Annotated in this window: 22 protein-coding genes and 1 pseudogene; 8 read left to right on the top strand and 15 right to left on the bottom strand. The window is 72.4% G+C overall.

Features of this window, described 5'->3' with window-relative positions; all coding sequences use genetic code 11:
- Position 1: 1 nt before the first annotated feature.
- From ACFXMG_RS27385 to rsmI, 9 genes are all read right to left on the bottom strand, one after another.
- On the bottom strand, positions 2–1,903 hold the full coding sequence (locus ACFXMG_RS27385; RefSeq protein WP_383829979.1) for a PQQ-binding-like beta-propeller repeat protein: 1,902 nt from the start codon (positions 1,901–1,903) through the stop codon (positions 2–4).
- Between the two features lie 113 nt (positions 1,904–2,016).
- A complete protein-coding gene (locus ACFXMG_RS27380; protein ID WP_383829982.1) occupies positions 2,017–3,825 on the bottom strand; it encodes an ABC-F family ATP-binding cassette domain-containing protein in 1,809 nt (602 codons plus the stop codon).
- A 77-nt stretch (positions 3,826–3,902) separates the two neighbouring features.
- Positions 3,903–5,186, bottom strand: a complete 1,284-nt coding sequence (locus ACFXMG_RS27375; RefSeq protein ID WP_383829985.1) for an acyltransferase family protein — start codon at positions 5,184–5,186, stop codon at positions 3,903–3,905.
- 697 nt (positions 5,187–5,883) lie between these two features.
- Positions 5,884–6,795, bottom strand: a complete 912-nt coding sequence (locus ACFXMG_RS27370) for a 4-(cytidine 5'-diphospho)-2-C-methyl-D-erythritol kinase (protein ID WP_383829988.1) — start codon at positions 6,793–6,795, stop codon at positions 5,884–5,886.
- The gene (gene rsmA / locus ACFXMG_RS27365) at positions 6,792–7,664 is read right to left on the bottom strand and encodes a 16S rRNA (adenine(1518)-N(6)/adenine(1519)-N(6))-dimethyltransferase RsmA (RefSeq protein WP_383829991.1); all 873 of its coding nucleotides are present in this window, start codon (positions 7,662–7,664) and stop codon (positions 6,792–6,794) included. The genes ACFXMG_RS27370 and rsmA overlap by 4 nt, the downstream gene beginning before the upstream one ends.
- 35 nt (positions 7,665–7,699) lie before the next feature.
- Positions 7,700–8,977, bottom strand: coding sequence for a ubiquitin-like domain-containing protein (locus tag ACFXMG_RS27360; protein WP_383829994.1), 1,278 nt, complete (start codon positions 8,975–8,977; stop codon positions 7,700–7,702).
- Positions 8,978–9,049: 72 nt separating this feature from the next.
- Positions 9,050–9,919: a TatD family hydrolase gene (locus ACFXMG_RS27355; RefSeq protein ID WP_383829997.1), complete on the bottom strand. Its 870-nt coding sequence runs from the start codon at positions 9,917–9,919 to the stop codon at positions 9,050–9,052.
- A 44-nt stretch (positions 9,920–9,963) separates the two neighbouring features.
- On the bottom strand, positions 9,964–10,380 hold the full coding sequence (locus tag ACFXMG_RS27350; RefSeq protein ID WP_383830000.1) for a hypothetical protein: 417 nt from the start codon (positions 10,378–10,380) through the stop codon (positions 9,964–9,966).
- Positions 10,381–10,573: 193 nt separating this feature from the next.
- A complete protein-coding gene (gene rsmI, locus ACFXMG_RS27345; RefSeq protein WP_383830003.1) occupies positions 10,574–11,419 on the bottom strand; it encodes a 16S rRNA (cytidine(1402)-2'-O)-methyltransferase in 846 nt (281 codons plus the stop codon).
- Between the two features lie 92 nt (positions 11,420–11,511).
- Between rsmI and ACFXMG_RS27340 the strand changes: the two genes are divergently transcribed.
- The 3 genes and pseudogenes from ACFXMG_RS27340 to ACFXMG_RS27330 all read left to right on the top strand — a co-directional run bounded on the left by ACFXMG_RS27340 (position 11,512) and on the right by ACFXMG_RS27330 (position 14,889).
- The gene (locus tag ACFXMG_RS27340) at positions 11,512–13,269 is read left to right on the top strand and encodes a dolichyl-phosphate-mannose--protein mannosyltransferase (protein WP_383830006.1); all 1,758 of its coding nucleotides are present in this window, start codon (positions 11,512–11,514) and stop codon (positions 13,267–13,269) included.
- Positions 13,270–13,453: 184 nt separating this feature from the next.
- Positions 13,454–14,050, top strand: a pseudogene (locus ACFXMG_RS27335) (tyrosine-type recombinase/integrase); the annotation flags it as partial.
- Positions 14,051–14,091: 41 nt separating this feature from the next.
- Positions 14,092–14,889 (top strand): hypothetical protein, encoded by a 798-nt coding sequence (locus tag ACFXMG_RS27330; protein WP_383830009.1) that lies wholly within the window; start codon positions 14,092–14,094, stop codon positions 14,887–14,889.
- Between the two features lie 326 nt (positions 14,890–15,215).
- Here ACFXMG_RS27330 and ACFXMG_RS27325 read toward each other — a convergent pair whose 3' ends face one another.
- The 4 genes from ACFXMG_RS27325 to ACFXMG_RS27310 are packed head-to-tail and all read right to left on the bottom strand — an operon-like array spanning position 15,216 to position 19,315.
- The gene (locus ACFXMG_RS27325; RefSeq protein ID WP_383830163.1) at positions 15,216–15,839 is read right to left on the bottom strand and encodes a hypothetical protein; all 624 of its coding nucleotides are present in this window, start codon (positions 15,837–15,839) and stop codon (positions 15,216–15,218) included.
- A gap of 4 nt (positions 15,840–15,843) precedes the next feature.
- Positions 15,844–16,473 carry a hypothetical protein gene (locus tag ACFXMG_RS27320; RefSeq protein WP_383830160.1) on the bottom strand — a complete coding sequence of 210 codons (630 nt, stop codon included), beginning with the start codon at positions 16,471–16,473 and terminating at the stop codon, positions 15,844–15,846.
- Positions 16,474–16,475: 2 nt separating this feature from the next.
- Positions 16,476–18,785, bottom strand: a complete 2,310-nt coding sequence (locus ACFXMG_RS27315; RefSeq protein ID WP_383830157.1) for a hypothetical protein — start codon at positions 18,783–18,785, stop codon at positions 16,476–16,478.
- Positions 18,785–19,315 (bottom strand): hypothetical protein, encoded by a 531-nt coding sequence (locus tag ACFXMG_RS27310; RefSeq protein WP_383830154.1) that lies wholly within the window; start codon positions 19,313–19,315, stop codon positions 18,785–18,787. The genes ACFXMG_RS27315 and ACFXMG_RS27310 overlap by 1 nt, the downstream gene beginning before the upstream one ends.
- A 244-nt stretch (positions 19,316–19,559) precedes the next feature.
- Here ACFXMG_RS27310 and ACFXMG_RS27305 point away from each other — a divergent pair, with 244 nt between their 5' ends.
- The 3 genes from ACFXMG_RS27305 to ACFXMG_RS27295 all read left to right on the top strand — a co-directional run bounded on the left by ACFXMG_RS27305 (position 19,560) and on the right by ACFXMG_RS27295 (position 22,864).
- The gene (locus ACFXMG_RS27305) at positions 19,560–21,191 is read left to right on the top strand and encodes a penicillin-binding transpeptidase domain-containing protein (RefSeq protein ID WP_383830151.1); all 1,632 of its coding nucleotides are present in this window, start codon (positions 19,560–19,562) and stop codon (positions 21,189–21,191) included.
- 339 nt (positions 21,192–21,530) lie between these two features.
- The gene (locus tag ACFXMG_RS27300) at positions 21,531–22,022 is read left to right on the top strand and encodes a YbaK/EbsC family protein (RefSeq protein ID WP_383830148.1); all 492 of its coding nucleotides are present in this window, start codon (positions 21,531–21,533) and stop codon (positions 22,020–22,022) included.
- Positions 22,019–22,864 (top strand): EamA family transporter, encoded by an 846-nt coding sequence (locus ACFXMG_RS27295; RefSeq protein ID WP_383830145.1) that lies wholly within the window; start codon positions 22,019–22,021, stop codon positions 22,862–22,864. Before ACFXMG_RS27300 ends, ACFXMG_RS27295 begins: the two co-directional genes overlap by 4 nt.
- A 7-nt stretch (positions 22,865–22,871) precedes the next feature.
- Here the strand turns inward: ACFXMG_RS27295 and ACFXMG_RS27290 are convergent, their stop codons facing one another.
- Positions 22,872–23,312: an ATP-binding protein gene (locus tag ACFXMG_RS27290; protein WP_383830142.1), complete on the bottom strand. Its 441-nt coding sequence runs from the start codon at positions 23,310–23,312 to the stop codon at positions 22,872–22,874.
- Between the two features lie 78 nt (positions 23,313–23,390).
- On the opposite strand from ACFXMG_RS27290, the gene ACFXMG_RS27285 reads away from it, so the two are divergent.
- Together ACFXMG_RS27285 and ACFXMG_RS27280 are read left to right on the top strand one after the other, a co-directional pair.
- Positions 23,391–24,182, top strand: coding sequence for a GntR family transcriptional regulator (locus tag ACFXMG_RS27285; protein WP_383830139.1), 792 nt, complete (start codon positions 23,391–23,393; stop codon positions 24,180–24,182).
- The gene (locus tag ACFXMG_RS27280; protein ID WP_383830136.1) at positions 24,179–24,832 is read left to right on the top strand and encodes a YdcF family protein; all 654 of its coding nucleotides are present in this window, start codon (positions 24,179–24,181) and stop codon (positions 24,830–24,832) included. The genes ACFXMG_RS27285 and ACFXMG_RS27280 overlap by 4 nt, the downstream gene beginning before the upstream one ends.
- On the opposite strand, the gene ACFXMG_RS27275 is transcribed toward ACFXMG_RS27280, so the two are convergent.
- Positions 24,833–25,570: an SDR family NAD(P)-dependent oxidoreductase gene (locus ACFXMG_RS27275; RefSeq protein WP_383830133.1), complete on the bottom strand. Its 738-nt coding sequence runs from the start codon at positions 25,568–25,570 to the stop codon at positions 24,833–24,835.
- Between the last annotated feature and the right edge of the window lie 7 nt (positions 25,571–25,577).

Raw genomic sequence — 25,577 nt, 5'->3', positions numbered from 1 at the left:
CTCACTTGCTGAAGCCCATCATCGTCTTGGTCTCCTTCTCCTCGGCGTCGCTGGTCGCCGAGACGCGACCCGCCGCCACCACGAACGTGCCGTTGCCGTAGGCGTAGCCCGCGCTGAAGAAGCCGCTCTCGATCTGCGCGACCGACACCGGGTGCTTGAGGAGGATCTTCGGCGCGCCGCCGGCCGGGGCGATCGTCGCGACCGCGCCGCCCTTGTCGTACTTCGGCGCGACGTAGACCAGGACCTCGCCGCCCTCCATGCGCAGCGGCGTCATCTGCTGCTCCTCGGGCGCTTTGGAACGCCACTTGGGCTTGCCGTTCTTGAGGTCGAAGGCGACGACCTCGTTGGCGGTGCCGTAGTCGGTGTCCGTCGACATGTAGAAGGTGTCGCCCGCGGCGGCGACGCCGGTGCAGCCCTGGAGGTTGCGGCCGAAGATGACCAGACCGCCGCCGCAGCGCGGGGCGAACTTGTCCGTGGCGCCGCCCTGGATCCGCGAGCGCACCGTGCCGTTCGGGTTGAGCGCGACGATCGACCACTTCTTCTGCTCGCGCTGGAAGGCGGAGACGACCAGCGGGTCCACCGAGTAGACCTTGTCGACCTCCCAGGTGGCGGCCAGGCGGTAGGTCCACTTGGGCTTGCCCGTGTTGGGGTCGACCTCGCTGACCGTGTGCTGTTCCTTGTTCACGTCGGCCGTACGGCACTGGTTGGCCGCGATCAGCTTCGTGGCGCCGCCGGCGTACGCGTACGGCTTGCAGTCGCCGGTCGGGCCGGTGAAGACCTGGCGGCCGTCGGTGAGCGAGAAGCCGTAGGCGCTGCTGCTGCCCGCCGCGGTCACGGTGTTGCCGCCGATGGCGAGGGTGTTGTCGGAGAAGGCGAAGAGGCCCGTCGGCTTCGGGACCGCCTTCTTCCAGCCCGCCTTGCCGGACTTGAGGTCGATCTGCTGGAGCATCGTGCACTTGGCGCCGTCCTTGGCGCTCTCCTCGTACCCGAAGACCATCAGGCCGTTGGCGCCGGGCTGGGCCGGGGCCGCGCACAGCTTGAAGGGCAGGTCGACCTGCCACTTCTTGGCGCCGTCGGCGAGGCTGTAGCCGGAGACGCCCTTGTACATCGCCTTGATGACGGTGTCTCCGACGATCCAGGGGCCGAAGACCTCGGAGCCGTTGCGGGGCAGGTCGACGTCGTTGGCGGTCAGGAAGTTGACCTTCGCCTCGCCTTCCTGGCGGGCGGCGTTGAGGTCGTCCTGGCCGCTTCCCTTGTCGCCGCCGCTGTCGCCGGAGCCGTCGCCCTGGTCGGCGGACTCGGTCGGCGTCGGGTCCGTGGTGGCGGAGGAGGAGCTGGTCGGCGCCTGGGCGACGGGCGGCTGTTCGTCGTCGCCCTTGCCGACGACGGCCCAGGTGGTGACGGCCGCGACGACGACGGCGGCGGCCGCGACGGCCGCGACGATCCCGGTACGGCCCTTGAACGGACCCCCGCCGGAACCGCCGGGCGCCGGGGCGGGCGCGGACTGGTACATCGGCTGGGTCTGACCCGGGTAACCGCCGTAGGGGTTGCCCTGCTGCCCGTACGGGCCGGGCTGCTGGCCGTACGGCCCCGGCTGCTGCTGCGGCGGCTGGCCGTACGGGCCGCCCTGCTGCGGCTGCTGCGGATAGCCGTACGGGCCCGGCTGCGGGGCCTGCTGCGGGTAGCCGTACCCGGGCTGCGGGCCGGGCTGGGCGCCGGGCTGCGGCGGCGCGGCCGGAGGCTGGGCGGGCGGCTGGGCCGGAGGCTGCGCCGGGGTCGGCGGCATCTGCGGCGGCTGGCCGGGCATCTGCGGCGGAACGGGCGGCACACCGCCCGGGTTCGCGTTCGGATCCTGGGGAGCTCCGAAGCCCCCCGGCGGCTGGTTGCTGGGCGGCTGGGTCATCAGCGCTTCCCCCTTGGCTGTGAGCGGGTTTTCTTTCTACCACTCGGGCGCTGGCGCAAAAGCGACCGGTCCATCCCTTGTGCCCAAGGGAGGACCGGTCCGTGATGCCGTCGTTATGCGTTCTCGGCGAGTTCGAGCCAGCGCATCTCCAGTTCTTCACGTTCTCCCGCGAGTTCGCGCAACTCGGTGTCGAGCTTCGCGACCTTCGCGAAATCCGTCGCGTTCTCCGCGATCTGCGCGTGCAGCCTCGTCTCCCGCTCGGAGATCTTGTCGAGCTGCCGCTCGACCTTCTGGAGTTCCTTCTTCGCGGCGCGCGCGTCCGCGGCGGAGACGCCGGCCTTCGGCTGCTGCGCGGGCGCGGCGGCGGCAGCGGGTACGGCCTCCTCGATCATCCGCCGGCGCCGCTCCAGGTACTCGTCGATGCCGCGCGGCAGCATCCGCAGGGCGCGGTCGCCGAGCAGGGCGAAGGTGCGGTCGGTGGTGCGCTCCAGGAAGAAGCGGTCGTGGGAGATGACGACCATGGAGCCCGGCCAGCCGTCGAGGAGGTCCTCCAGCTGGGTCAGGGTCTCGATGTCGAGGTCGTTGGTGGGCTCGTCGAGGAAGAGGACGTTGGGCTCGTCCATGAGGAGGCGCAGCAGCTGGAGGCGGCGGCGCTCACCGCCGGAGAGGTCGCCGACCGGCGTCCACTGCTTCTCCTTGCCGAAGCCGAACTGCTCGCAGAGCTGCCCGGCGGTCATCTCGCGGCCCTTGCCGAGGTCGACGCGGTCGCGGATCTGCTGGACGGCCTCCAGGACGCGGAGCTGCGCGGGGAGTTCGGTGACGTCCTGCGAGAGGTAGGCGAGGCGCACGGTCTTGCCGACGACGACCTTGCCGGCCGGGGGCTGCTTCTCGCCCTGGGAGACGGCGGCGTCCGCGAGCGCCCGCAGGAGTGAGGTCTTGCCGGCGCCGTTGACGCCGACGAGGCCGACGCGGTCGCCGGGGCCGAGCTGCCAGGTGAGGTGCTGGAGCAGCGTCTTGGGCCCGGCGGTGACGGTCACGTCCTCCAGGTCGAAGACCGTCTTGCCCAGGCGCGCGTTGGCGAACTTCATCAGCTCGCTCGCGTCGCGGGGCTCCGGGACGTCCGCGATGAGCGCGTTGGCGGCCTCGATGCGGAACCGGGGCTTGGAGGTGCGGGCGGGGGCGCCGCGGCGCAGCCAGGCGAGCTCCTTGCGGACCAGGTTCTGCCGCTTGACCTCCTCGGTGGCGGCGATCCGCTCCCGCTCGGCGCGGGCGAAGACGTAGTCGGAGTAGCCGCCCTCGTACTCGTACACGTCACCGCGCTGCACGTCCCACATGCGGGTGCAGACCTGGTCGAGGAACCAGCGGTCGTGGGTGACGCAGACGAGCGCCGAGCGGCGGGTCTGGAGGTGGGCGGCGAGCCAGGCGATGCCCTCGACGTCGAGGTGGTTGGTGGGCTCGTCGAGGATGAGCAGGTCCTGGTCCTCGATGAGCAGCTTGGCGAGCGCGATGCGGCGGCGCTCGCCGCCGGAGAGCGGGCCGATGACGGTGTCGAGGCCGTGCTCGAAGCCGGGCAGGCCGAGGCCGCCGAAGAGCCCGGTGAGCACGTCGCGGATCTTGGCGCTGCCGGCCCACTCGTGGTCGGCCATGTCGCCGATGACCTCGTGCCGGATGGTGGCCTTCGGGTCGAGCGAGTCGTGCTGGGTGAGGACGCCGAGCCGCAGCCCGCCGCTGTGCGTGACCCGGCCGGTGTCGGCCTCCTCCAGCCGCGCGAGCATCCGGATCAGCGTGGTCTTGCCGTCGCCGTTGCGCCCGACCACCCCGATCCGCTCCCCTTCGGAGACGCCGAGCGAGACGCCGTCGAGCAGGGCACGGGTGCCGTACACCTTGCTGACGTTCTCGACATTGACCAGGTTGACGGCCACGTTGACTCCAGTGCGGGGTGATCGATCGACGTCCCAGGGTACGTCCCCGCGCCCGGCGGCGGCCCGGGCCGCCGCCGTCAGGGCCGGGGCCTGCCCGGCCGGTCCACCAGGAGCCAGCCCACCAGGGCCATGGCGACCGTCGCCGGGGCGGTCACCCTGACGGCCACCAGGGTCGCCGTGTGGCCCTCCAGGAGGCCGCCGAAGCCCGTCATCGACAGGCCGAGGACGCCGAAGAGGGCGAGGGCGACGCCGAGGGCGGCGAGCGGGACGGAGCCGCCGGTGCGGGGGACGGGCGAGGGGGCCTCGAAGCGGCGGAAGAGCGCGACGAGGAGGGCCGTCAGGAGGGCCGCCGCCACGAGCCGCGGCGGGAGCTGGGCCCACCAGGCGGCCGTCGCGGGCTCCGGGAGGCGTACGCCGAGGCCGAGCATCGCCCCGTAGACGCCGAGCATCGCGGTCAGATGCCACAGGAACGCGGTCATCGCGATCCCGTTCGCGGCGACCACCGCGTGCCAGACCCGCGCCCGGGCCGCGAACCGCGCCCCCGGGCCCTTCAGCAGCTCCACCGCGCCGATCAGCCACAGGCCGTGGCAGAGCAGGGCGAGGGTCGGCGGAGCCATGTTCGACACCTTCTCGCCGGGCATCCCCACCATGGACAGCGGATACGGGCCGAGGGCCACGAGCAGGCCCGCGCCCGCGAGCCCCGCACCGGCAAGCAGGGCCGGGCGCCGGATCATGCCGTCGGCGCGGAGGAAGCCGAGCTGGTGGACGGCCAGCCACACGAAGGCGAAGTTCAGGAACGCGACGTACGGGACGCCCGCGGCGAAGCGGAGCACGTCGACGAGGACGGCGGCGGCGGCGAGCGCCCCGAAGGCGGCCCAGCCGTGGCGCTCGTGCGCCCTCAGCAGCGGCGGGGTGAAGGCGACCATCGCGAGGTAGATGCCGATGAACCAGAGCGGCTGCGTGACGAGGCGCAGCGCGACCCCGGTCAGTCCGCCGTCCGCGCCGGTCCACTGGAGCAGCAGCGCGGCGGCGCCCCACACGCCGACGAACACCATCGTCGGGCGCAGGAGGCGGCGGAGCCGGGCGCGGAGGAAGTCCGCGTAGTGGGGGCGGGAGCGGTACGCGAGGGCGTGCGCGAACCCGCCCACGAAGAAGAAGACGGGCATCACCTGGAGGGCCCAGGTCACCGGCTGGAGCTGCGGCACCTCGGCGAGGAGGTTGCCGACGGAGGTGGGGGTGACGGCGGCCATGAGCCAGTGCCCGAGCACGACGACCCCCAACGAGACGACCCTCAGCAGATCCACATACCGATCCCGCCCAGCCGGCGTCCCACCCACAAGCTCCCGCACACGATGTCCCATCCCCCCAACCTCCCGCAGCCCCGCCGAGCCCCACCAGAGCACCGGTACTCACCCCCACTGAGTACCCACACCCGCACGGCCAGCGCCCGCCTGGCCCGCCACCGTGCGGGGCAGCGCCCGTGCGGGCCTTCCGCCCACGCCCGTACGGGCTGCGCCGGTGGCGGCCCGCACCCGCCTGGCCAGCGCCCGTACGGCCTGCGCCCGCCTGGCCCGCCACCGTGCGGGCAGCGCCCGTGCGGGCAGCGCCCGGCCTGTCCGCACCCCCGTGCGGGGCCACGCCCGCTTGGTCCGCCACGCACGTGGGCCGCCCGCGTGCGCCTGGTCCGGCACCGTGCGGGCCTTCCGCCCGCGCCGTACGGGCTGCGCCTGCCCTGTCCGCCCCCACCACCGTGTGGGCAGGTGTTCCGCAGGGCGGAACGGGTGGGCACACCCCCGGTGCGGCCGCACATGTGCGGGGCGTTCAGGCGCGGGAACCTAGGCCCGGTGCAGGGCGCCGTTCCGTTGTGCCCACCCGTTCCGCCCCAGCGGAACGATTGCCCACAACGGGGTGCGGCAGGGTGGGCGCCGGCCCAGCGGAACGGTTGGCCACAACGAAACGGCTGGGCGCAGCCCGCAACGGGGGTGGGCGCCGCTCCAGCGGAGCGATTGCCCGCAGCGGAACGGGGTGCGGCGGGGCGCAGCCCTTGGCGGGCCCTCGTTAGAGGAGGGTGGCGCCTGGGGTTGGGGAGGTGGCGTAGTGGGTGGTTTGGGTGGGGGTGGTGGACTTTAGGGCTGCCGCTACCGTCGCGGCTGAGTCCGGGTCCTTGACCAGGAAGGCCGTCGTGGGGCCCGAGCCGGAGACCAGGGCTGCAAGGGCGCCCGCTTCCGTGCCCACCCGCAGCGTCGCCGCCAGGCCCGGGCGGAGGGAGAGCGCCGCGGGCTGGAGGTCGTTGGACAGGGCCTCCGCCAGCGCCGCCGTGTCGCCGGAGGCCAGCGCCTCCAGGAGGGCCTGCGAGGCCGCCGGCTCCGGGATCTCGGCGCCCGACGCGAGGCGGTCGAACTCTCCGTACACCGCCGGGGTCGACAGCCCGCCGTCCGCCACCGCGAAGACCCAGTGGAAGGCGCCGCCGACCGGCAGCTCCGTCAGCTTCTCGCCGCGCCCGGTGCCGAGCGCCGCCCCGCCGACGAGGCTGAAGGGGACGTCGGAGCCGAGCTCCGCGCAGATCTCCAGGAGTTCGGCGCGCGAGGAGTTCAGGCCCCACAGCGCGTCGCAGGCGAGCAGCGCGCCCGCGCCGTCCGCGCTGCCGCCGGCCATGCCGCCGGCCACCGGGATCGCCTTGGCGATGTGGAGGTGGACGTCCGGGGAGAGCCCGTGCCGCGCCGCGAGGAGTTCCGCGGCGCGCGCCGCGAGGTTGGTGCGGTCGAGGGGCACCTTGTCCGCGTCGGGACCCTCGCAGGTGATCGTCAGCGTCTCGGCGGGCGTCGCCGTCACCTCGTCGTAGAGGGAGACCGCGAGGAAGACGTTGGCGAGGTCGTGGAAGCCGTCGGGGCGGGCGGCGCCGACCGCGAGCTGCACATTGACCTTGGCCGGGACCCGTACCGTCACGCCACCGCTCACCCCACCGCTCATGCCTTCGCCTCCGCGATCCGCGCGAACTCCTCCACCGTCAGCGCCTCGCCGCGCGCCTGCGGCGAGATCCCGGCCTTCACCAGCGCCTCCTCCGCCGCGGCGGGCGAGCCCGCCCACGTCGCGAGGGCGGCCCGCAGGGTCTTGCGGCGCTGCGCGAAGGCCGCGTCGACGACGGCGAAGACCTCCGCCTTGCTGGCGCTCGTCGCGACCGGCTCGGCGCGCCGGACCAGCGAGACGAGGCCGGAGTCGACGTTGGGCGCGGGCCAGAAGACGTTGCGCCCGATCGACCCGGCCCGCTTGACCTCCGCGTACCAGTTCGCCTTGACGGAGGGGACCCCGTACACCTTGTTGCCCGGTCCGGCGGCGAGCCGGTCCGCGACCTCGGCCTGGACCATGACGAGGGTCCGCTCGATGCTCGGGAAGCGGTCGAGCATGTGCAGCAGGACGGGCACGGCCACGTTGTACGGGAGGTTGGCGACGAGCGCGGTCGGCGCCGGGCCCGGCAGCTCCTGGACGAGCATGGCGTCGGAGTGGACCAGCGCGAAGCGGTCCTGCCGCCCCGGCATCCGCGCGGCGATCGTCGACGGCAGCGCGGCGGCGAGGATGTCGTCGATCTCGACGGCGGTCACCCGGTCGGCGGCCTCCAGGAGCGCCAGGGTGAGGGAGCCGAGTCCGGGTCCCACCTCGACGACCACGTCGTCCGGGCGCACGCCCGCGGTGCGGACGATGCGCCGGACGGTGTTGGCGTCGATGACGAAGTTCTGGCCCTTCTGCTTCGTGGGGCGCACGCCGAGGGCGGCGGCCAGCTCACGGATGTCGGCGGGGCCGAGGAGGGCGTCGGGGCCGTCGGGGCCGGTGGTGGTGCTCACCGGTACAGCCTAGGCCCTGTCCGGAGGGGCGGGTCTCATCCGAAGAGCCTGCGGCCGCAGTGCGGCCAGGGCCCGGCGCCGCGCTGCACGTAGAGCTTCTTGGCGCGGAAGGTCTGCTCGGCGGCGGGCGCGTCCTGGGCGACGCCGCTGCCGCCGAGGGAGCGCCACGTACCGGGGTCGAACTGGTAGAGGCCGCCGTACGTCCCCGAGGGGTCGACCGCGGTCGGCCGGCCGCCGGACTCGCAGGCGGCGAGCGCGCCCCAGTCGAGCCCGTCGGCGCCGGCGACGGAGGTGGGCAGCGAGCGGGTGCCGACGCGGACCTTGCGGGAGACGGGGTCTCGGACGATCTCCTCGCCGGTGCGGCGGGGCTTCTGCTTGACCCCGTTGACGGAGCGCAGGTGGTACGTGACCCGGCGCAGGCCCGGGACGCCCTGCCGTTCGACGACCTCGGTGCCCGCGAAGAGCTCCGGGTCGCGGACCCGCTCGACGGCGTACGGCACGGCCTCCTCGCGGGTCTGGGTGGAGCCGGTGATCCGCAGCACGGTGACGGTCTGCCCGTCGCGGGGGAAGGTGTCGCGGGGCACGGAGGTGGTGTCCTCGCCGCCGAGGGTGATCCCGGCCTCGGCGAGCGCCTCGCCGACGGTGGCCGCGTTGGTGCGGACGGTCCGCTCGCGCCCGTCGGAGAGGAAGGTCACCGCGCGTTCGGTGCGGACGTCGAGGGCGAGGCCGGTCCGGGAGATCGCGGCGGCGCGGGAGACCGACAGATAGGCGCCCTCGGCGCGGACGCCGAGCTGGCGCAGGGCGCCGTCGACGGTGCGGGCCGTGGTCCACACCTGGCGGCGGTGCCCGTCGAGGGTGAGGGAGACCGGCCGGCCGTACCGGAGGACGATCTCGTCGCCGCTGGCCAGCGGCTCCCCGGCCGCGGGGGCGACGAGGTCGTGCTCGCCGACCTCCAGGCCCTCGTCGGCGAGGAGCTCCCGCACGTCGTCGGAGAAGGTGTGCAGGGTGCGCGGGACGCCGTCGACGGAGAGCCGCACGGCCTTGTCGTCGGCGACGAAGGCACTGGTGCCGCCGGCGAGGAAGGCGACGACGAGGGCCTGCGGGACGAGCCGCCGCAGCCCGTCACCGGCCGGGCGTGCGGTCTTGCGGCGCCGCGCCCCGCGCCGGGCGGCGGCCCGGCCCTGCGCGGGCACGACGGGCGGAACGACGGGCGGAACGGCCGGCTGGGCTGCCTGGGTGGGCTGCTCGTGGACGGGCAGCGTGGCCGTCGCGCCCCGCCGTCCGGCGCGGTGACTGCCCTGGGAAGTGCTCACGAGGCCGGGACCCTAGCCCCGGCACCCGTCACTCTCCAAAGCGACCCGGCTACGATATGTAACCGTTATGGATCAGTAATCGAAGGCGCGGGCCGTGTTCACCGCCAGCGCCTCCGCCATCGCGTTCTCGTCGATCCCCCGCACCGCCGCCATCGCCCGGACGGTGACCGGGATCAGGTACGGGGCGTTCGGGCGGCCGCGGAAGGGCGCCGGGGTGAGGAAGGGCGCGTCGGTCTCGACGAGGACGAGGTCCAGCGGGGCGACGGCGAGCGCGTCCCGCAGCGGCTGGGCGTTCTTGAAGGTGACGTTGCCCGCGAAGGACATGTAGTAGCCCTTGGCCGCGCAGATCTCCGCCATCGCCGCGTCGCCGGAGTAGCAGTGGAAGACGGTCCGCTCGGGGGCGCCCTCCTCGTCGAGGACGCGCAGGACGTCGGCGTGCGCCTCCCGGTCGTGGATGACGAGCGTCTTGCCGTGCCGCTTGGCGATCTCGATGTGGGCGCGGAAGGAACGCTCCTGCGCGGCCATGCCCTCGGGGCCCGTACGGAAGAAGTCGAGGCCGGTCTCGCCGACGCCCAGGACGTGCGGGAGCCCGGCGAGCCGGTCGATCTCGGCCAGCGCGTCGTCCAGCGCCGCGTCGCCGCCGCCCTCGCGCGCCCCCTGCCGCGACCAGCCGTCGGGGTCCCCCAGGACGATCCTGGGCGCCTCGTTGGGGTGCAGCGCGACGGCCGCGTGCACGCGCGCGTGCCGCTCGGCCGTCTCGGCGGCCCACTGGGAGCCCTTCACGTCGCAGCCGACCTGCACGACCGTCGTCACGCCGACGGCCGCGGCCCTGGCCAGCGCCTCCTCGACCGTGCCGGACTGCATGTCCAGGTGGGTGTGCGAGTCCGCGACCTCCACGAGGAGGGGTTCGGGCAGCGGCGGCGGGGCGTCCTTGGAACTCATGGCCCCGATCGTACGAGGGCCATGAGCGGGTCCGCGCGGCGGTTTCAGTGACGGGAGCGGAAGGGGTGGAGCAGGTCGGAGAGGTGCCAGTGGTGCGGGACCGGCGGGGGCTCCTCGCCCTCGGCCGGCTCCTGGCCCACGGGTCCGGCCGGCGAGACGGGGCCGGTCTCCTTCTCCCCGCGCCCGTGGCGCTCCATCGACGCGATCAGGTCGAGCACGGTGGACACCTGGCCGGCGCGCATGATGCGCACCACGTGGCCGCCGCAGTTCATGCAGGTCGGACTCGACAGCGGGGAGGGAACCCGCTCCCCGTCCGCCTTGTACACGACGAACGCCTCACCGCGCGCGTCCGTGTGGTGCTCGATCTCGTAGGACTGCTCCCAGCCGTACCCGCACCTCATGCAGGCGAAGGCGTACGCCTCATGGACGACGGGCGTTCCGGTGCCGGTGGTCTCGCTCATGCCAGCTCCTCTCCACTGGGTCCAGTGGACGCCTTTTCGGCCCGGAGCGCATCAGCACGGAAGAAACCATGGAAGGACCGTGGAGCGGATTTTGGCGTTCCCTTGCCAAGCGCCCTGCGAAGCTTCCCGGCGCCGGTTTCGGCTTTGCCTTTCAGGTTAGTCCTTTACCGTTTCCAGGGCTCGCAGGCGTTTTTCAGGACGCGTTCTTTGCCGCCACGACGGCGTCGAAGACCTCCCGCTTGGGCAGCCCCGCGTCGGCGGCGACGGCGGCGATCGCCTCCTTGCGCCGCTCCCCCGCCTCCTCGCGCACCCGCACCCTGCGTACCAGCTCGGCCGCGTCCAGCTCCTCCGGGCCGGTCTCCGGGGCGCCCTCGACGACGACCGTGATCTCGCCCCGTACCCCTTCCTTCGCCCAGGCCGCCAGCTCGCCCAGCGGGCCCCGCTTGACCTCCTCGTACGTCTTGGTCAGCTCGCGGCAGACGGCGGCGCGGCGGTCCGCGCCGAACACCTCGGCCATCGCGTCGAGGGTGTCGTCGAGCCGGTGCGGGGCCTCGAAGTAGACGAGGGTGCGGCGCTCGGCCGCGACCTCCTTCAGGCGACCGAGCCGCTCGCCCGCCTTCCGCGGCAGGAAGCCCTCGAAGCAGAACCGGTCGACCGGCAGCCCGGAGAGCGCGAGCGCGGTGAGCACGGCGGACGGGCCGGGGACGGCCGTCACCTTGATGTCCGCCTCGACGGCGGCGGCGACCAGCCGGTAGCCGGGGTCGGAGACGGACGGCATGCCCGCGTCGGTCACCAGGAGCACCCGGGCGCCGCCCTCCAGCGCCTCGACCAGCTCCGGCGTACGGGCCGACTCGTTCCCCTCGAAGTAGGAGACGACGCGTCCCGTCGTGTGCACGCCCAGCGCCCGGGTCAGCCCGCGCAGCCGGCGGGTGTCCTCGGCGGCGACGATGTCCGCCCCCTCCAGCTCGGCGACGAGCCGCGGCGGCGCGTCCGCGATGTCACCGATGGGGGTCCCTGCGAGTACCAGCGTTCCAGTCACCCACCCATCCTCCCAGCCCTCACCGGGCGTGGAGGCACGCCCCGTGCCCCCGGACAGGCGACGCGCACAGACGCAGTCCCTACGATGGCGCGGTGACCCGTACCGCACCCGAGGCCCTGGAGGGCCAGCACACCATGGCGACACCCGTGGCCGAGCCCTCTTCGTGGCAGCTCCGGCTGCGGCGCTTCGGCTACCGCCCGCCGGCCGCCGGCACGCTCTCCATCGGCACGAGGGACCGGCTCGACCCGCCGTACACCCGGCCCTCGCCGCGGGTCACGTCCCTGCTCGGGCTCGGCCCGGCGGCGGCCGACCGGCTGTGGCGGCTCTCCGCGTGGGGCGGCCCGCTGCTGGTCGCGGCCGTCGCGGGCGTGCTCCGGTTCTGGAACCTGGGCAAGCCGCACGCGGTGATATTCGACGAGACGTACTACGCCAAGGACTCGTGGGCCCTGATCAACCAGGGGTACGAGGGGGCCTGGCCCAAGGACATCGACAAGACGATCCTGACCGACCCCGGCTCGGTCCTCGTCCCGACCGATCCCGGCTACGTCGTCCACCCGCCGATGGGCAAGTGGGTCATCGGCCTCGGCGAGAAGATCTTCGGCTTCGAGCCGTTCGGCTGGCGGTTCATGGTCGCGCTGCTCGGGACGCTGTCCGTCCTGATGCTGTGCCGGATCGGCCGCCGCCTCTTCCGCTCCACCTTCCTCGGCTGCCTCGCCGGCCTGCTGCTCGCCGTCGACGGCCTGCACTTCGTGATGAGCCGCACCGCGCTCCTCGACCAGGTCCTGATGTTCTTCGTGCTGGCCGCCTTCGGCTGCCTGATCCTCGACCGGGACCGGTCGCGGAAACGGCTCGCCGCCGCGCTCCCCGAGGACGAGGAGGGGGTGCTCCGCCCCGACGCGGAGATCGCCGAGACCCTGCGCCTGGGCTGGCGCCCGTGGCGGATCGCGGCCGGCGTGATGCTGGGCCTCGCCGCGGCCACCAAGTGGAACGGCCTCTACGTGATGGTCGGCTTCGGCCTGATGACGGTCCTGTGGGACGTCGGCGCCCGCCGCACGGCCGGCGCGGTCCGCCCGTACCTCGCGGTCGTCAAGAAGGACGTGGTGCCGGCGTTCGTGTCGGTGGTGCCGGTGGCGCTGGTGACGTACCTGGCGACCTGGACGGGCTGGCTCGTCACCGACAAGGGCTACTTCCGCGACTGGGCCGAGAAGCAGGACAAGCTCCCGAACGGCGGAGGCACCTGGTCCTGGCTGCCGGACTGGCTGCGGAGCCTGTGGCACTACGAGACCGAGGTCTACAGCTTCCACGTGGGCCTCACCTCGCCCCACACCTACGAGTCGAACCCCTGGTCCTGGATCGTCCTCGGCCGCCCGGTCTCCTACTTCTACGAGTCCCCCGCCCCCGGCACCGCCGGCTGCCCCGCCTCCGCGAAGGAGAAGTGCGCCCAGGAGATCCTGGCCCTCGGCACGCCCCTCCTCTGGTGGGCCGCCTGCTTCGCCCTCGTGTACGTCCTCTGGCGCTGGGCCTTCCGCCGAGACTGGCGCGCCGGCGCGATCGCCTGCGCGGTCGCCGCGGGCTGGGTCCCCTGGTTCCTCTACCAGGAACGCACGATCTTCCTCTTCTACGCCGTCGTCTTCATCCCCTACCTGTGCCTCGCCGTAGCCATGATGATCGGCGCGATCATCGGCCCCAAGGGCTCCACCGAAAAACGCCGCACCTTCGGCGCGGTAGCCGCCGGCTGCCTGGTCCTCCTGATCGTCTGGAACTTCATCTACTTCTGGCCGATCTACACGGCGACACCGATCCCGATAGACCAATGGCGGGCGAGGATGTGGCTGGACACGTGGGTCTAGCTGCGTGAATGTGAGTAGAGGGCGCGACCGGTGGTCGCGCCCTCTTGGTTGTCGCCGGTGGCTGTTGGTGACCGTCGGCGGACGACTTCCAGGCGCCCGCCCAAAGCACACGAGCGGCGGGCGGGCGACTGCGGCTCGCGCGGATGCCCCGGAAGAGTCCGCCATTCCCTGAAAGCCTCTCTTCTCGGTCGACGTGGCCGGCGGGTGCGGGCTGCGCCAAGGTGAAGTGTTCGGGCTCTTCGAGGAGGAGGTGGACCACGAGGGCGGATGGCTCTCCGTGAGCCACCAACTCAAGCGCATCCGAGGGAAGTTCGCTTTCGTACCCCCGAAGGGTGGCAAGGTTCGCGACGTTCCCCTGCCTCCGTCCGTGGTCGCTGCCATCAAGGCACACTCGGAGAGGCGCCCGCCGGTCACCATCACGCTCCCCTGGCGCACCCCGGACGGTCCGCCCGTGACCAAGACGCTCATCTTCTCCGGGTCGGGAGGCGACCACGTCCGCGTGAGCTACTTCAACGACTTCATGTGGAAGCCCGCCCTCGCTGCCGCGGGCATCATCCCGGAGCCGCAGGATGGCGAGCGGTACGCGTCCGCCCCGGAGCACGGCATGCACGCCCTGAGGCACTTCTACGCGTCCGTGCTCCTGGACGCCGGCGAGAACATCCGGGCCCTGAGCCAGTACCTCGGCCACGCCGACCCCGGGTTCACGCTCCGGACGTACACCCACCTCATGCCGAGCAGTGAGGGGCGAACTCGGAAGGCTGTGGAGGCTCTGTACAGGTAACCCCACGCCTGAAAGACGTCCCCGCCCTACTATCAACGCTCATGTCCACCACCACCTCACCGATACCCGTCCTCCGAGGCCGCGCTGGTATCACCCTCCAGGCTCAGGACGACGTGCTCGTCCTGAGCCGGCGGCGCAAGGAGAAGCGGATCCCGCTCCAGGCCGTCCGCCGAGTCGACGCCGAGGGCCGGGCCCTTGCCGTGGAGTTGACCGCCCCGGTCGGGAGGAACCCGGTCACGTACGAGGTCCGGGGCGTGAGTGAGGTGGCGGCCACCGCGTTCGCCGACGCCGTCACCGCGCTCCTGCCGGAGGAGCGGGCGGCCGACGGCACGGCTCTCGTCACCGACAGCGCGCCGGCGGGGTCCGATGACGACTGGTACACGCGCGCGTTCAGGCTCACGGCGTGGGTCACCGGCCTGGTGGCGGTCGGGGTGGCCGTACCCCTGGGCATCGTGGAGTCGGCGAGCCGCGCGCTCGCGTTCCTGGTGTTCACCCCCATCGCCGTGAGCATCGTCGCGTTCGGGGGCGCGGCCCTGTCCATGCAGTACCGCGAGTGGACCTACCCCCGGTACGGCATCACTGTCGAGGCGGTGCGCCGAGGCCCCAAGGACTACGCCTACACCGACCTGCACGGCGTGGTCCGCGGCGCGTACATCTCCGGCAGCGCGCCGACCATCAAGGTCGCCTACCACCCGAGGAACCCCGCCGACCCGGTCCATGCGAAATCGTGGATTGCCAAGGCGGCGGGCACGCTCGTCTTCCTGGTCATCACCGCCGTCGGTCTCGCCTTCCTGGCCCTCACCATCTCCCTGGCCGTCGACGGCTTCCAACGCGCCTGATCCCCGCCCCGGCAGACGAACTCCCGACGGTCCGGGAGCCTCCCCGGAAGTACCCCGTGAGCCGCCCCGAAGGTCGCCGAGGTCGCCCTGTTTGCGACCGTCACGGCCCAGGGACGGCCCAGCCTCGGCATGGCGGCCCCAGACGCCGAAGAAGTCACTGGTCAGGGCCGTGCGGGCCGGGATTCGCGAGGCTTCATCTACTTCTGGCCGATCTACACGGCGACGCCGATCCTGATAGACCAATGGCGGGCGAGGATGTGGCTGGACACGTGGGTCTAGCAGGGCGGACGTAGGTAGAGGGCGCGACCGGTGGTCGCGCCCTCTACCTACGTCCGGGGAGTGTCCGCCGGGATCGTGCACCGGGCCGCCTCGTGGGCCTGCTCGGCGGCGATCTCGGCGAGACGGCGGAGGTCGTCGAGGCGGTCGGCGGGGGCGGGACGGGTCAGTTTGACGTAGGTGGTCAGGCCCGAGTCCGAGGAGGGCAGGCACGCGGAGTACACGGCCGCCACCCTTCGGTTGACGCTCGTGAACGCCCAACGGCCGCCCTGGAAGGACTGCGCCTCGCCATCGACGGTGTTGGCCAGGACCCGCTCCTGCCACACCTCCCGGGACTCGCCCGATTCGAGTTCCGATTTCACGGTGAGCAGCCGATCGCCGTCGCCGTTCACGAAACACAGCGAGTAGTGCAGGAGATCGGTCTCGCTGGAGCCGCGTCGCCGGGAGCTCTCGTAGGGAACGCGGTAGGCGACCGCGTAGGGAAGGAGCCTGTTCAGGATGTCCGCCGCCTCCTGCGCGTTCCCGAGCGACGGGCAGAGTTCGGTCGCCTCGACCGTCCCCCTCGGCTTCTTGAAGGGTGGGGTGTTGGTGGCGTAGCTGATGCCCGCCCAGGCGGCGACCATGACGGCCAGGACGGCCGCCGTGATCCCCGCGCGCTTCCGTGTGATCGCCACGCCGCTACCCGCCGGCCGGGGCGTTCGCGGGGAGGGTGCAGCTCGCCGCCTTGTGGGCTTCTTCAGCGGCGATGGCGGCGAGGCGGCGGAGGTCGTCGATGCGGTCGGCGGGGGCGGGGCCGCGGAGCTCGACATAAGTGCTCAGGCCGGAGTCCCCGTACGGCAGACACGCGGAGAAGACGGCCCCGACCCGCAGGATCTCCGGGGTCGTGGTGAAGGCCCAGCGCCCGGCGTCGAAGGACTCCGGCCGCCGGCCGTTCGTGTTGCCGAGCACCTCTTCCCGCCAGCTTTCCTCACTGCTCCACCCCGCCATTTCCGTGCGCGCCAGGAGCAGCCGGCGGCCGTCGCCACTGATAGTGCAGCTCGACGTGTGGCGCAGGTCCGTGGGGCGCGGGCTGCGGGGAGTGCCCCCCTCCAGGGGGATCCGGTAGGAGGTGGCGTAGGGCAGCAGCCGGTTCAGGATGTCGGCGGCTTCCTGCGAGTCCCCGAACGACGGGCAGAGTTCGCCCGCCTCGATCGTCCCCTTCGGCTTCTTGAAAGGCGGCGTGTTGGTGGCGTAGCTGATGCCCGCCCAGGCCGCGACTAGTACGAGGAGGACGAGCGCGACGATGCCGCGCTTCTTCGTCGACTTCATGGTCACTTGTCCTTCTCCAGGGCCTTCGGCACGCCCACGCCATCGACGAAGTCCTTGATCCTGTCCTGTGCGTCGCCGAACCCGATCTCGGTCTCCCGGCCGACCAGCGCCACGATGTGTGGGGAGGGGGACCCGGTCTTGTCTCCGGCCTCCTGCGCGGCCTTCTCCACCAGGCGGAAGGTGGAGTCGCGGGTGGCTTCGATCTCCTCGCCGTTGCGGTAGATGACTTCGTCCGAGCTGTCACGCATCAGCCCCTCGGTGAGGCTGCCGATGATCTCGCCCGCCACGGTCTCCGCGGCGCCGCCGGCGACGACCGCGCCCGGGCCGACGGCCGAGGCCGTGGCGGCGCCGACGCCGATGCCGACGAGGGACTCGCCGAGCTCGCCCGCCTTCGTGATGGCGTCGTTGAACTCGGCGTCCTTGTTGCCCGCGTCCAGCTCGGCGGCGTACGCGCGGCCCGCGCCCAGGGTTCCCTGGATCTCGCCCGCGTTGCGGGCGATGTCCATGATGGCGACTTCCATGTTCTGCGTGGACGAGTAACGGGCGTCCTTCACGAACGCCTCGGGGTGGGCGAAGTGGTACTCCATCGCCGATGCCGTGTAGGCGTGCTGTCCCACAGTCAGCGCCGCGTACCCCTCGGGGTTCTGCCCGACCGCGTACATGAAGCGGGTGAGGTCCTGCTCGCCGAGCTTCGCCGCCGCACCCTGCACGGGGTAGAGCAAGTCCTTGTTCTCGTTGACCGGGCTCAGACCCCGGTGGATGTCCGCCATGTACTCCGCCGAGATCTGGCCCAGGCTGTCCGACATGAAGCCGTTGTCGGTGAGGCGGGAGGGGACCTGGGAGACGGACTTGACGATGTCGCCGTAGAGCTTGGCCTGTTCCTCGGTGTGGGCGGCGGTCGCCGGGGTGGGGAGTTCGCCGGCCGGGTGGCCGGTGGTGGCGGCCTCCAGGGCCGCGGCGAGGTAGTTCTTGCCGGAGATGCTGTCCTCGCCCTCCGAGTCCTGGTCCTGCATCCACTCCCGCTCCTCGAAGAGGTACTGGAAGTTGGAGAGGCCGACCGGTGCCTCCTTCGCGTCGCCGTCGCCGTCGGGGTCCCGCTTGAAGGGGTTGTTCTCGGCGTCCTTGCCGATGAACTCCGAGCTGAAGAACTCGGTTGCCGCGTCGGGGCTGTTGGAGAGGGCCTTCATGTAGCCGGTCATCGGGTCGAAGCCGAAGTCCGTGCCGGTGGCGTTCAGGTGGGGCCAGAGGCCGCCGCCGTGGTAGCCCCAGATCTGCTCGGGGCGGCGGCCGTCGCGTACGCCCTCCTGCTCCTTGGCGAGCATGTTGCCGCCGTAGCTGGTCAGGAAGTCGTCGTCGTAGTCGCCCCAGCGCATGAGGTTGCTCATCACGACGTAGCCGGAGATGCCGGTGCCGGGGCCGATCGGCTTCTCGACGGCCTGGAGCATGTCGAACTTCCACCGGGACATGTCCGTGCTCCCGCTCTGCGTCGCGTTGGCGAGCGTCAGACCGAGGTGCTTCTGGAGGTCCTTGTACTGGTCGAGGCGCTTGCCGTCGGCGGGCTGGTCCCGGCTGTTCGCGTCGTTGAGGCCGGCCCAGAAGTCGAGGGTGCCCTGGGCGCCGAGGCGCTGGGCGAAGGTGGAGGAGAAGAGGTCGTCGCCGTGGTACTTGGTCAGGCCCGCGAGCAGCCGGTCGAACTCGGCCTCCGACAGCTTGCTGGGGTCCTTCTTCGCCAGCGCCGCCAGGTCCTCCGCCGTCTTCATGGCGTCGGCCGCCTGGTCCCGGTCGCCGTACTTCGCGTCGCCGAAGCCCTTCTCGGCCTGGTCGACGAGGGCGCGCAGCACCTTGGCGGCGGAGCTGTCGCTCTCGGCGGCGCTCTTGATGATCCCGTCGATCCGGTCGCGCACGCCGTCGACGGTGCTCTGCTGGACGTCCTTGCCGGCATCGCCGTCCATGGCCTTGGCCATGAAGTTCTTCCCCGAGGGGACGACGGACACCTTCTGCGTCCTGGCCGACTCGATGGCCTGCTCCAGGTCGCCCTTGAACTTCTTCAGCTCGCCGAGGGTGTCGCGGAGGATGTTGCGGATGGACGTGGCCTGGGTGTGCGCGTCGCCGAACTCACCCGCGGTCTTGTCGATGAACTTCCGGCCGACCTGCGAGTTCACGCCCTGCCAGTCGGCCTTGGCGGCGGCCCCCTTGAGGCCCTCGCTCGCGTCCTTCTCCAGCTTCTCCAGGTTGGTGACCAGGGTGTTCCAGTCGGTCAGCGCCGCGTCGAGCGTGCCGAACTTGGCGTGCAGCAGGGTGTCGAAGTCCATCACTCGCCGTCCTTCTTGTCGCCCTTGTCGCCCTTGTCGTCCTTCTCGCCGTAGACCTCGTTGGGCTTGCCGGGCTCGGACGCCCGCTCGTCGAAGCCCGAGTCGAGGGTGGCGATGCCGCTCATGCGCCGCTGGATGAAGATCTCGTCGCCCGCGTGGGCGTTCTTCGTGTAGTCCATGTGGTTCGAGATGTGCGCGCAGGCGTCCATGAGGTCCGCCAGCGCGGACGCCCACTTGACGGAGACGTGGCTCAGCGCGCCGCCGAGCTCGAAGCCCTGGCCGGACAGGTCGGAGGCGGCGGAGTCGCTGGTGGTCTCGGCGACCCGGCCCTCGCGCCACAGGCGGTTGTAGAGCCCGAAGGCGTGGTCGCCGATCTTGGCGAGGTGCTCGTTGACGACCTTGAGGTCGCCCTGGCTGTTCGAGGACAGCGACTTGCCGTCCGGCTCGTCCGGCACCCGGTTCAGCTGCATCCGGGTCGAGGACGCTCCGGCAGCGTCCGCTTTGAGCTGGTTCCATTCGTCCCATGCCATGGTGACTCCTCCCCTTCGACCCGTCGATGCGGTAGCAACGCCCGACGGCATCCTATTGAGGGACACGAGCGGCGCTACGGCTGGGACGGGGGTTCGGGAGCCTTCACAGATCCTTCGCAAGGGAGAATTCCGTTTGCGATGGCTGAGAGGCGATCGATGTGACAGGTGTGACCTGGCCTTGCTCGACAGTTGTCAGTGGCGGCTGCTTGACTCGATGGTCCACACGGGGAGGGGAACCCAAGTCATGCGCAGTGGAGCCAAGGTGGGAATCGTCGGGGGAGTGTTCCTCGTCGTCGCCGGCGGGGTCGGGTACGGGGGCTACAACCTCTGGAACGGGGTCACCGGAGGGACGGCGAACGACGTCGGGCCGCAGTCGGCGCCCAGGACCGGGCCCGTGACGGCCGAGGAGGTCACCGCCACCGCGCGGGAGTTCCTCGCCGCCTGGGCCGCGGGTGAGGCCGACCGGGCCGGCCAGCTGACGAACGATCCGGTGACGGCGGGCCCGGCCGTCGCCTCGTACCGGGAGGGGGTCGGCGTCTCGGAGGCCGTGATCACTCCGGGTACGCCCACCGGCGCGACGGTGCCGTTCACGGTCGCGGCGACGGTGACGTACGACGGGGTGTCGAAGCCCTGGACGTACACCTCGAAGCTCAGCGTCGTCCGGGGCGAGTCCACCGGGCGGCCGCTGGTGCGGTGGACGCCGGCCGTGCTGCACCCGAAGCTCACCGTCGGCGCCACGCTGCGGACCGGCACGGCGAAGACACCCGCGGTGAAGGCGCTCGACCACGAGGGCGTCGAGCTGTCGCCCGCGAAGTACCCGTCGCTCGTGCCCGTCCTCGACGCGCTGCGGCAGCGGTACGGCGGGAAGGCGGGCGGCAAGGCGGGGATCGAGACCTGGATCGAGAACGCGGAGGGGGTGCCGAGCAGCACGCTCCTCGTGCTCTCCGCCGGCAAGCCCGGCGAGCTGCGGACGACGATCGACGCGGGCGTGCAGGCGGCGGCCGAGAAGGCGGTGAAGCGGTTCCCGACGGCGGCCGTCGCCGCCGTCGAGCCGTCGACGGGCGCGATACGGGCGGTCGCCAACAACCCCGCCTCGGGCTTCAACACCGCCTTCCAGGGCGAGCAGGCCCCCGGCTCCACGATGAAGATCGTGACGGCGGCGATGATGATGCGGTACGGGATCGCCGAGCCGGGATCGGCGGTGGAGTGTCCGGCGAGTGTGAAGTGGGACGGGGCCGAGTTCGAGAACCTCGACCGCTTCACCACCGACGGCGACCTGACCAACGCGTTCGCCAGGTCCTGCAACACCGCCTTCATCAAGGCGATCACCCCGCTGAACGGCAAGGGCGTCCACAACACCGCCCTCGGCGACACCGCCCGCAAGTGGTTCGGCATCGGCGAGCTGTGGTCGGTCGGCGTGCAGACCTCCGACGGGTCCGTGCCCGAGTCGAGCGGCACCGAGACCGCCGCCTCGTACATCGGCCAGGGCAAGATCACCATGAACGCGCTCAACATGGCGTCCATCTCCGCCACCGTGAAGAACGGCGGCTTCCTCCAGCCGTACCTCGTCCCGAAGGACATGGACGGGCGGGAGTTCGCCGAGGCCGAGCGGCTGCCGGGCCAGGTCGCGGAGGGACTGCGGAAGATGATGCGCGCCGCCGCCACCGCCTCGAACGGCACCGCGCGGGAGGCGATGACCGGCGTGCCGGGCCCGAAGGGCGCGAAGACGGGCTCGGCGGAGGTCGCCGACCAGAACGCCAACAGCTGGTTCACCGGCTACTCCGGCGACCTCGCCGCCGCGGCCGTCGTCGAGGCCGGCGGCCACGGCAGCGACGCGGCGGGCCCGGTGGTGGCGGAGGTGCTGAAGGCGGGCTGAGGGGGCTGACGGCCGGGCCGAGGGCGGGCCGAAGGCGGGCCGAGGCCGGGCCGAAGGCGGGCTGAGGCGGCTGAAGGCGGAGTGAGGCGGCTGACGGCGGGCCGAGGGGCTGAAGGCGGGCCGAGGCGGCTGACGGTGGATCGAGGGGGCTGAAGGCGGACCGAGGCGGCTGAAGGAGGACCGACGGCGGGCTGACTCGGGCTGGGGGGCTGACGGCGGACCGAGGCGGCTGACGGCGGACCCGCGGCGGACCCAGGCGGCTGACGGCGGGCCGAGGCGGCCGGACCGGGTGGTGAAACGGCGTCGCGTGTCCCGTACACCTACCGCTACCGTGCGGGCATGACGACCGACGCCACCTCCTCCGCCCACCCCCGCTTCGCCGCCGCCCTCGCCGCGCTGGGCCTCGACGTCGAGGTCCGCCGCTTCCCCGACGAGACGCGCACCGCCCAGCAGGCCGCCGACGCCATCGGCTGCCAGGTCTCCGAGATCGTGAAGTCGCTGATCTTCGCCGCCGACGGGGTCCCCGTCCTGGTCCTGATGGACGGGGCCTCGCGGGTCGACGTCGAGCGGGTGCGGGAGGCGCTCGGCGCCGGGAAGGTCACGCGGGCGGACGCGCGCGTGGTCCGGGAGACGACCGGGTACGCGATCGGAGGCGTACCGCCCTTCGGGCACCTCACCCGGACCCGCGTCCTGGCCGACGAGGGCCTCCTCGACCACGCGCTGGTGTGGGCGGCGGCCGGCACCCCGCACTCCGTCTTCGCCCTGCCGCCGAAGGAGCTCGTCGCCCACGCGGGCGCGACCCTCGCGGACGTGCGCGAGCGTACGGCGTGACGCCGCTGGTCGCGTGCGTGGTGCTGGTCGCGGCGGTCACGCACGCGTCCTGGAACGCCCTGGCCCACCACATCCGGGACCAGCTGCTCTCCTTCACGCTCATCGCGGGCGGCGGGGCGCTGATCGGCCTGGCGCTCGTCCCCTTCGTACCCGTCCCGGCCGCCGGGGCGTGGCCGTACCTGATCGCCTCGGCGGTCCTGCACGTCGCGTACTACCTGCTCCTGATGAAGTCCTTCACCCTGGGCGACTTCGGGCAGATGTACCCGATCGCGCGCGGCACGGCCCCGCTGGTCGTGACGCTCCTGGCGGCGGTCTTCGTCCACGAGATCCCGGACAGCCGCCAGCTCCTCGGCGTGGCGGTGGCGTGCGCGGGCCTGACGGGCCTGGCCCTGTGGGGCGTCCGCGGCAAGGGCGCGCACTGGCCGGCGCTCCTCGCCGCGCTCGCCACCGGCCTCTCGATCGCCCTGTACACGGTCGTCGACGGCATCGGCGTCCGCGCCTCCGGCACCACGCTCGGCTACATCGCGTGGCTGATGCTCCTGGAGGGCCTGGTCATCCCCGCGTACGCCCTCGCGGTCCGCCGCCGCACCCTCCTGCCCGCGCTCCGCCCCCACGCGGCGCGCGGCCTCCTCGGCGCGGCCCTCTCGGTCGCCGCCTACGCCCTCGTCCTCTGGGCCCAGACCCAGGCCCCCCTCGCCCCCATCGCCGCCCTCCGCGAGTCCTCCATCATCGTCGGCGCCGCCATCGGCGCCCTCTTCTTCAAGGAACGCTTCGGCGCCCCGAGAATCGCCGCCGCCGGCCTCATGGTCGCGGGCATCGGCCTGATGCTCCGCGTGACCTGAGCCGGAGTCAGCCGTCGGCGCCGCTGCGCGCGTCGCCACCCACGGCCACCTCCACCCAGACGACCTTGCCAGGCCCCCGGCGGTCGCCGATGCCCCAGCCGGCCGCCAAGGAGTCCACGAGGGGCAGACCCCAGCCGCCCTCGACCCCCTCCTCCGGAAGGCCCATCAGCGGTCGCGTCTCCGAGGCGTCGTGCACCTCGATACGCAACAGCCGCCCCACTCGCGAGAAACGGGTCTCGATCTCCCTTCCGGGGACCCGCGCGTGCCGCACCGCATTGGTCAGCAGCTCGGACAGCAGCAGTGCCGCGACGTCCGCCACGGCACCCCACTTCCACCGCTCCAGGGTGAGGCGCAGTTCGCGGCGGGCCACCGGAACGCTCCTCGCGACGTACCGCCAGCGCAGCACCACGGTCTCGTCACCTGGGGACACCACATGCGCTTCCGTCACTCCGATGCTCCTCACCCACGAACCGACGGGCAACAGTCCTAGGACTGTGTTTGACTGCGGTCAGCGAGAGGAGCTGGTGTGGCACCCAAGTGGCGGGAACTGGCAGACAGGCTGGCGGAGCGGATCCGTGGGGGCGAGTGGGTCGCCGGCCAGCAGTTGCCGCACATTCGGGAGCTCGTGGAGGCGGGCGAGGGTTCGAAGTCCACCGTGCACGCCGCCTACAAGGCACTGGAGGCGGAAGGGCTGGTCACGTCCTCGCGGGGCCATGGCACTGTCGTGCGGGAGCACGTACCGCTGAAGCGGCTCGGTGTCGCGCGGTACGACAAGGCGAAGTGGCGCGACGGCGACGAGGTCGCGTTCGCGGCGGACCGGATCGCCTCCGGTCGCGCGTACCGGCGCGGCGATCAGACCCAGACCGTGGAACGGATGCCCGCGCCACCGCTCGTGGCCGCCGTGCTCGGCGTGGCCGAGGGCTCGGAGGTGTACGCCCGCGCCCGCCTGGTGAAGGAGGAGGGCCGGCCGACGCACACGCTCACCAGCTACTACCGCCCCGAACACGTCGAGGGGACCCGGCTCGCCGATGCGTCTCCGGGTCCGGCCGGCCGGGGCGGAGGCTTCCGCGTGCTCTACGACGCGGGCCACGAGGTCGACCACCTGCGCGAGGAACTGCGGGCCCGTGCCGCGACGCCGGAGGAGGCCGCACGGCTTCAACTGGCCTCCGGCGAGTGGGTGGTGGAGTTGCACCGCGTCGCGTACACCGCCGACGGGACGGTCGTGGAGTTCGCGGTCGGGGTCCACGCGGCCACCCGCTTCGCCTGGACGTACGACTTCCAGGTACCCGACAGCGCGCGAGCGGAGGGCACGCCGTGATCACCGCACAGGACTGGCAGGACGCCCGGATCCTCTGGGACTTCCAGCGGATGGGACACGAGCCCCGGGCGTGCTCCGTCGGGGTCGGGCTCGGGAGCCATGACCTCGGCGTCGCCGACGCCATGGTGGACGCGTACCGGCGGGGGCTCGTGCCGCTCGTCGTCTTCACCGGGGCCACCAGCCCGACGACCCGGGAACGGATGCCCCGGGGCGAGGCCGTGCACTACCGGGAGCGGGCCGTGGAGCTGGGCGTCCCCGGGGACGTGGTGCTGGTGGAACCCCGGGCGCGCAACACCGGCGAGAACATCCGCTTCTCCCGCGCGCTCCTCGCGGAGCGGGGCACGCAGGTGGACTCCGTCCTGCTCGTCGGCAAGCCGTACGAGGAGCGGCGGGCGTACGCGACCGCGCGCCGGATCTGGCCCGAGGCGGAGTTCGTCTGCGCGTCGGCACCGCTGGACCTGCCCGAGTACGCGGACTCGATCGGGGACCCCCGGCTCGTCCTGGACATGCTCGTCGGAGCCGTACAGCGACTCCTGGTCTACCCCGCCCAGGGCTTCATGATCGAGCTCCCCGTCCCGCCTCCGGTCGTGGCCGCCTACGCACGGCTGCGGGACCGGGGGTTCGTCGGACGGCTGGTGGCCACGGCCTGATCAGCCGTCGCCCAGGATCTCCCGGAAGTGGCGGTTGACCGCCAGGAGGCCGCCGTCGACGCGGAGGGTGGTGCCGGTGATCCAGGCGGCGTCGGGGGAGGCGAGGAAGGCTACGGCGGCGGCGATGTCCTCGGGGGTGCCTACGCGGCGCAGGGGGTAGGCGCGGGTGGCCAGGGCGGTCAGGGCGGGTTCGCGGCCGGACCAGGAGGGGGTGGCGATGGTGCCGGGGTTGATCTGGTTGACGCGGACGCCCCGGGGGGCCGCCTCGCCGGCCAGGGTGCGGGTGAAGGAGCCCAGGGCGGCCTTCGCGGCGCTGTAGGCGTGGTCGCCGAAGTCCGCCTCCGCGTTGACCGAGCCGATCGTGACGATCGCGCCGGCGGTCGCCGTCAGGTGCGGGAGCGCGGCCCGGGAGCAGTGGACGGCGCCGAGGAGGGTGCCGTCGAGCTGGCGGCGCCAGTTCTCGTCGGGGTCGTCGACGAAGGGGACGAAGGCGTTGTTGACCAGGACGTGGAGGGCGGGGAGTTCGCCGATCAGGCGGTCGATGCCTTCCCGGTCGGTGATGTCCAGGCGGAGGGGGGTCGCGTGCGGGAGGTCCGCCGCGACCTTGCGCGCCGCCTCCTCGTCGATGTCCGTGACCAGGACGTACGCGCCCTCCGCCGCCAGCCGTCGGGCCGTCGCCGCGCCGATGCCGCTGCCCGCGCCCGTGATCAGTGCCGTCTGTCCCTCGAAGCGGTTCATGGGGCCT

Origin of the sequence: Streptomyces sp. NPDC059201 (assembly GCF_042754585.1) — a bacterium.
In the GTDB taxonomy this organism is placed as follows: domain Bacteria; phylum Actinomycetota; class Actinomycetes; order Streptomycetales; family Streptomycetaceae; genus Streptomyces.
This window is presented reverse-complemented; position numbering and strand designations above follow the sequence as displayed.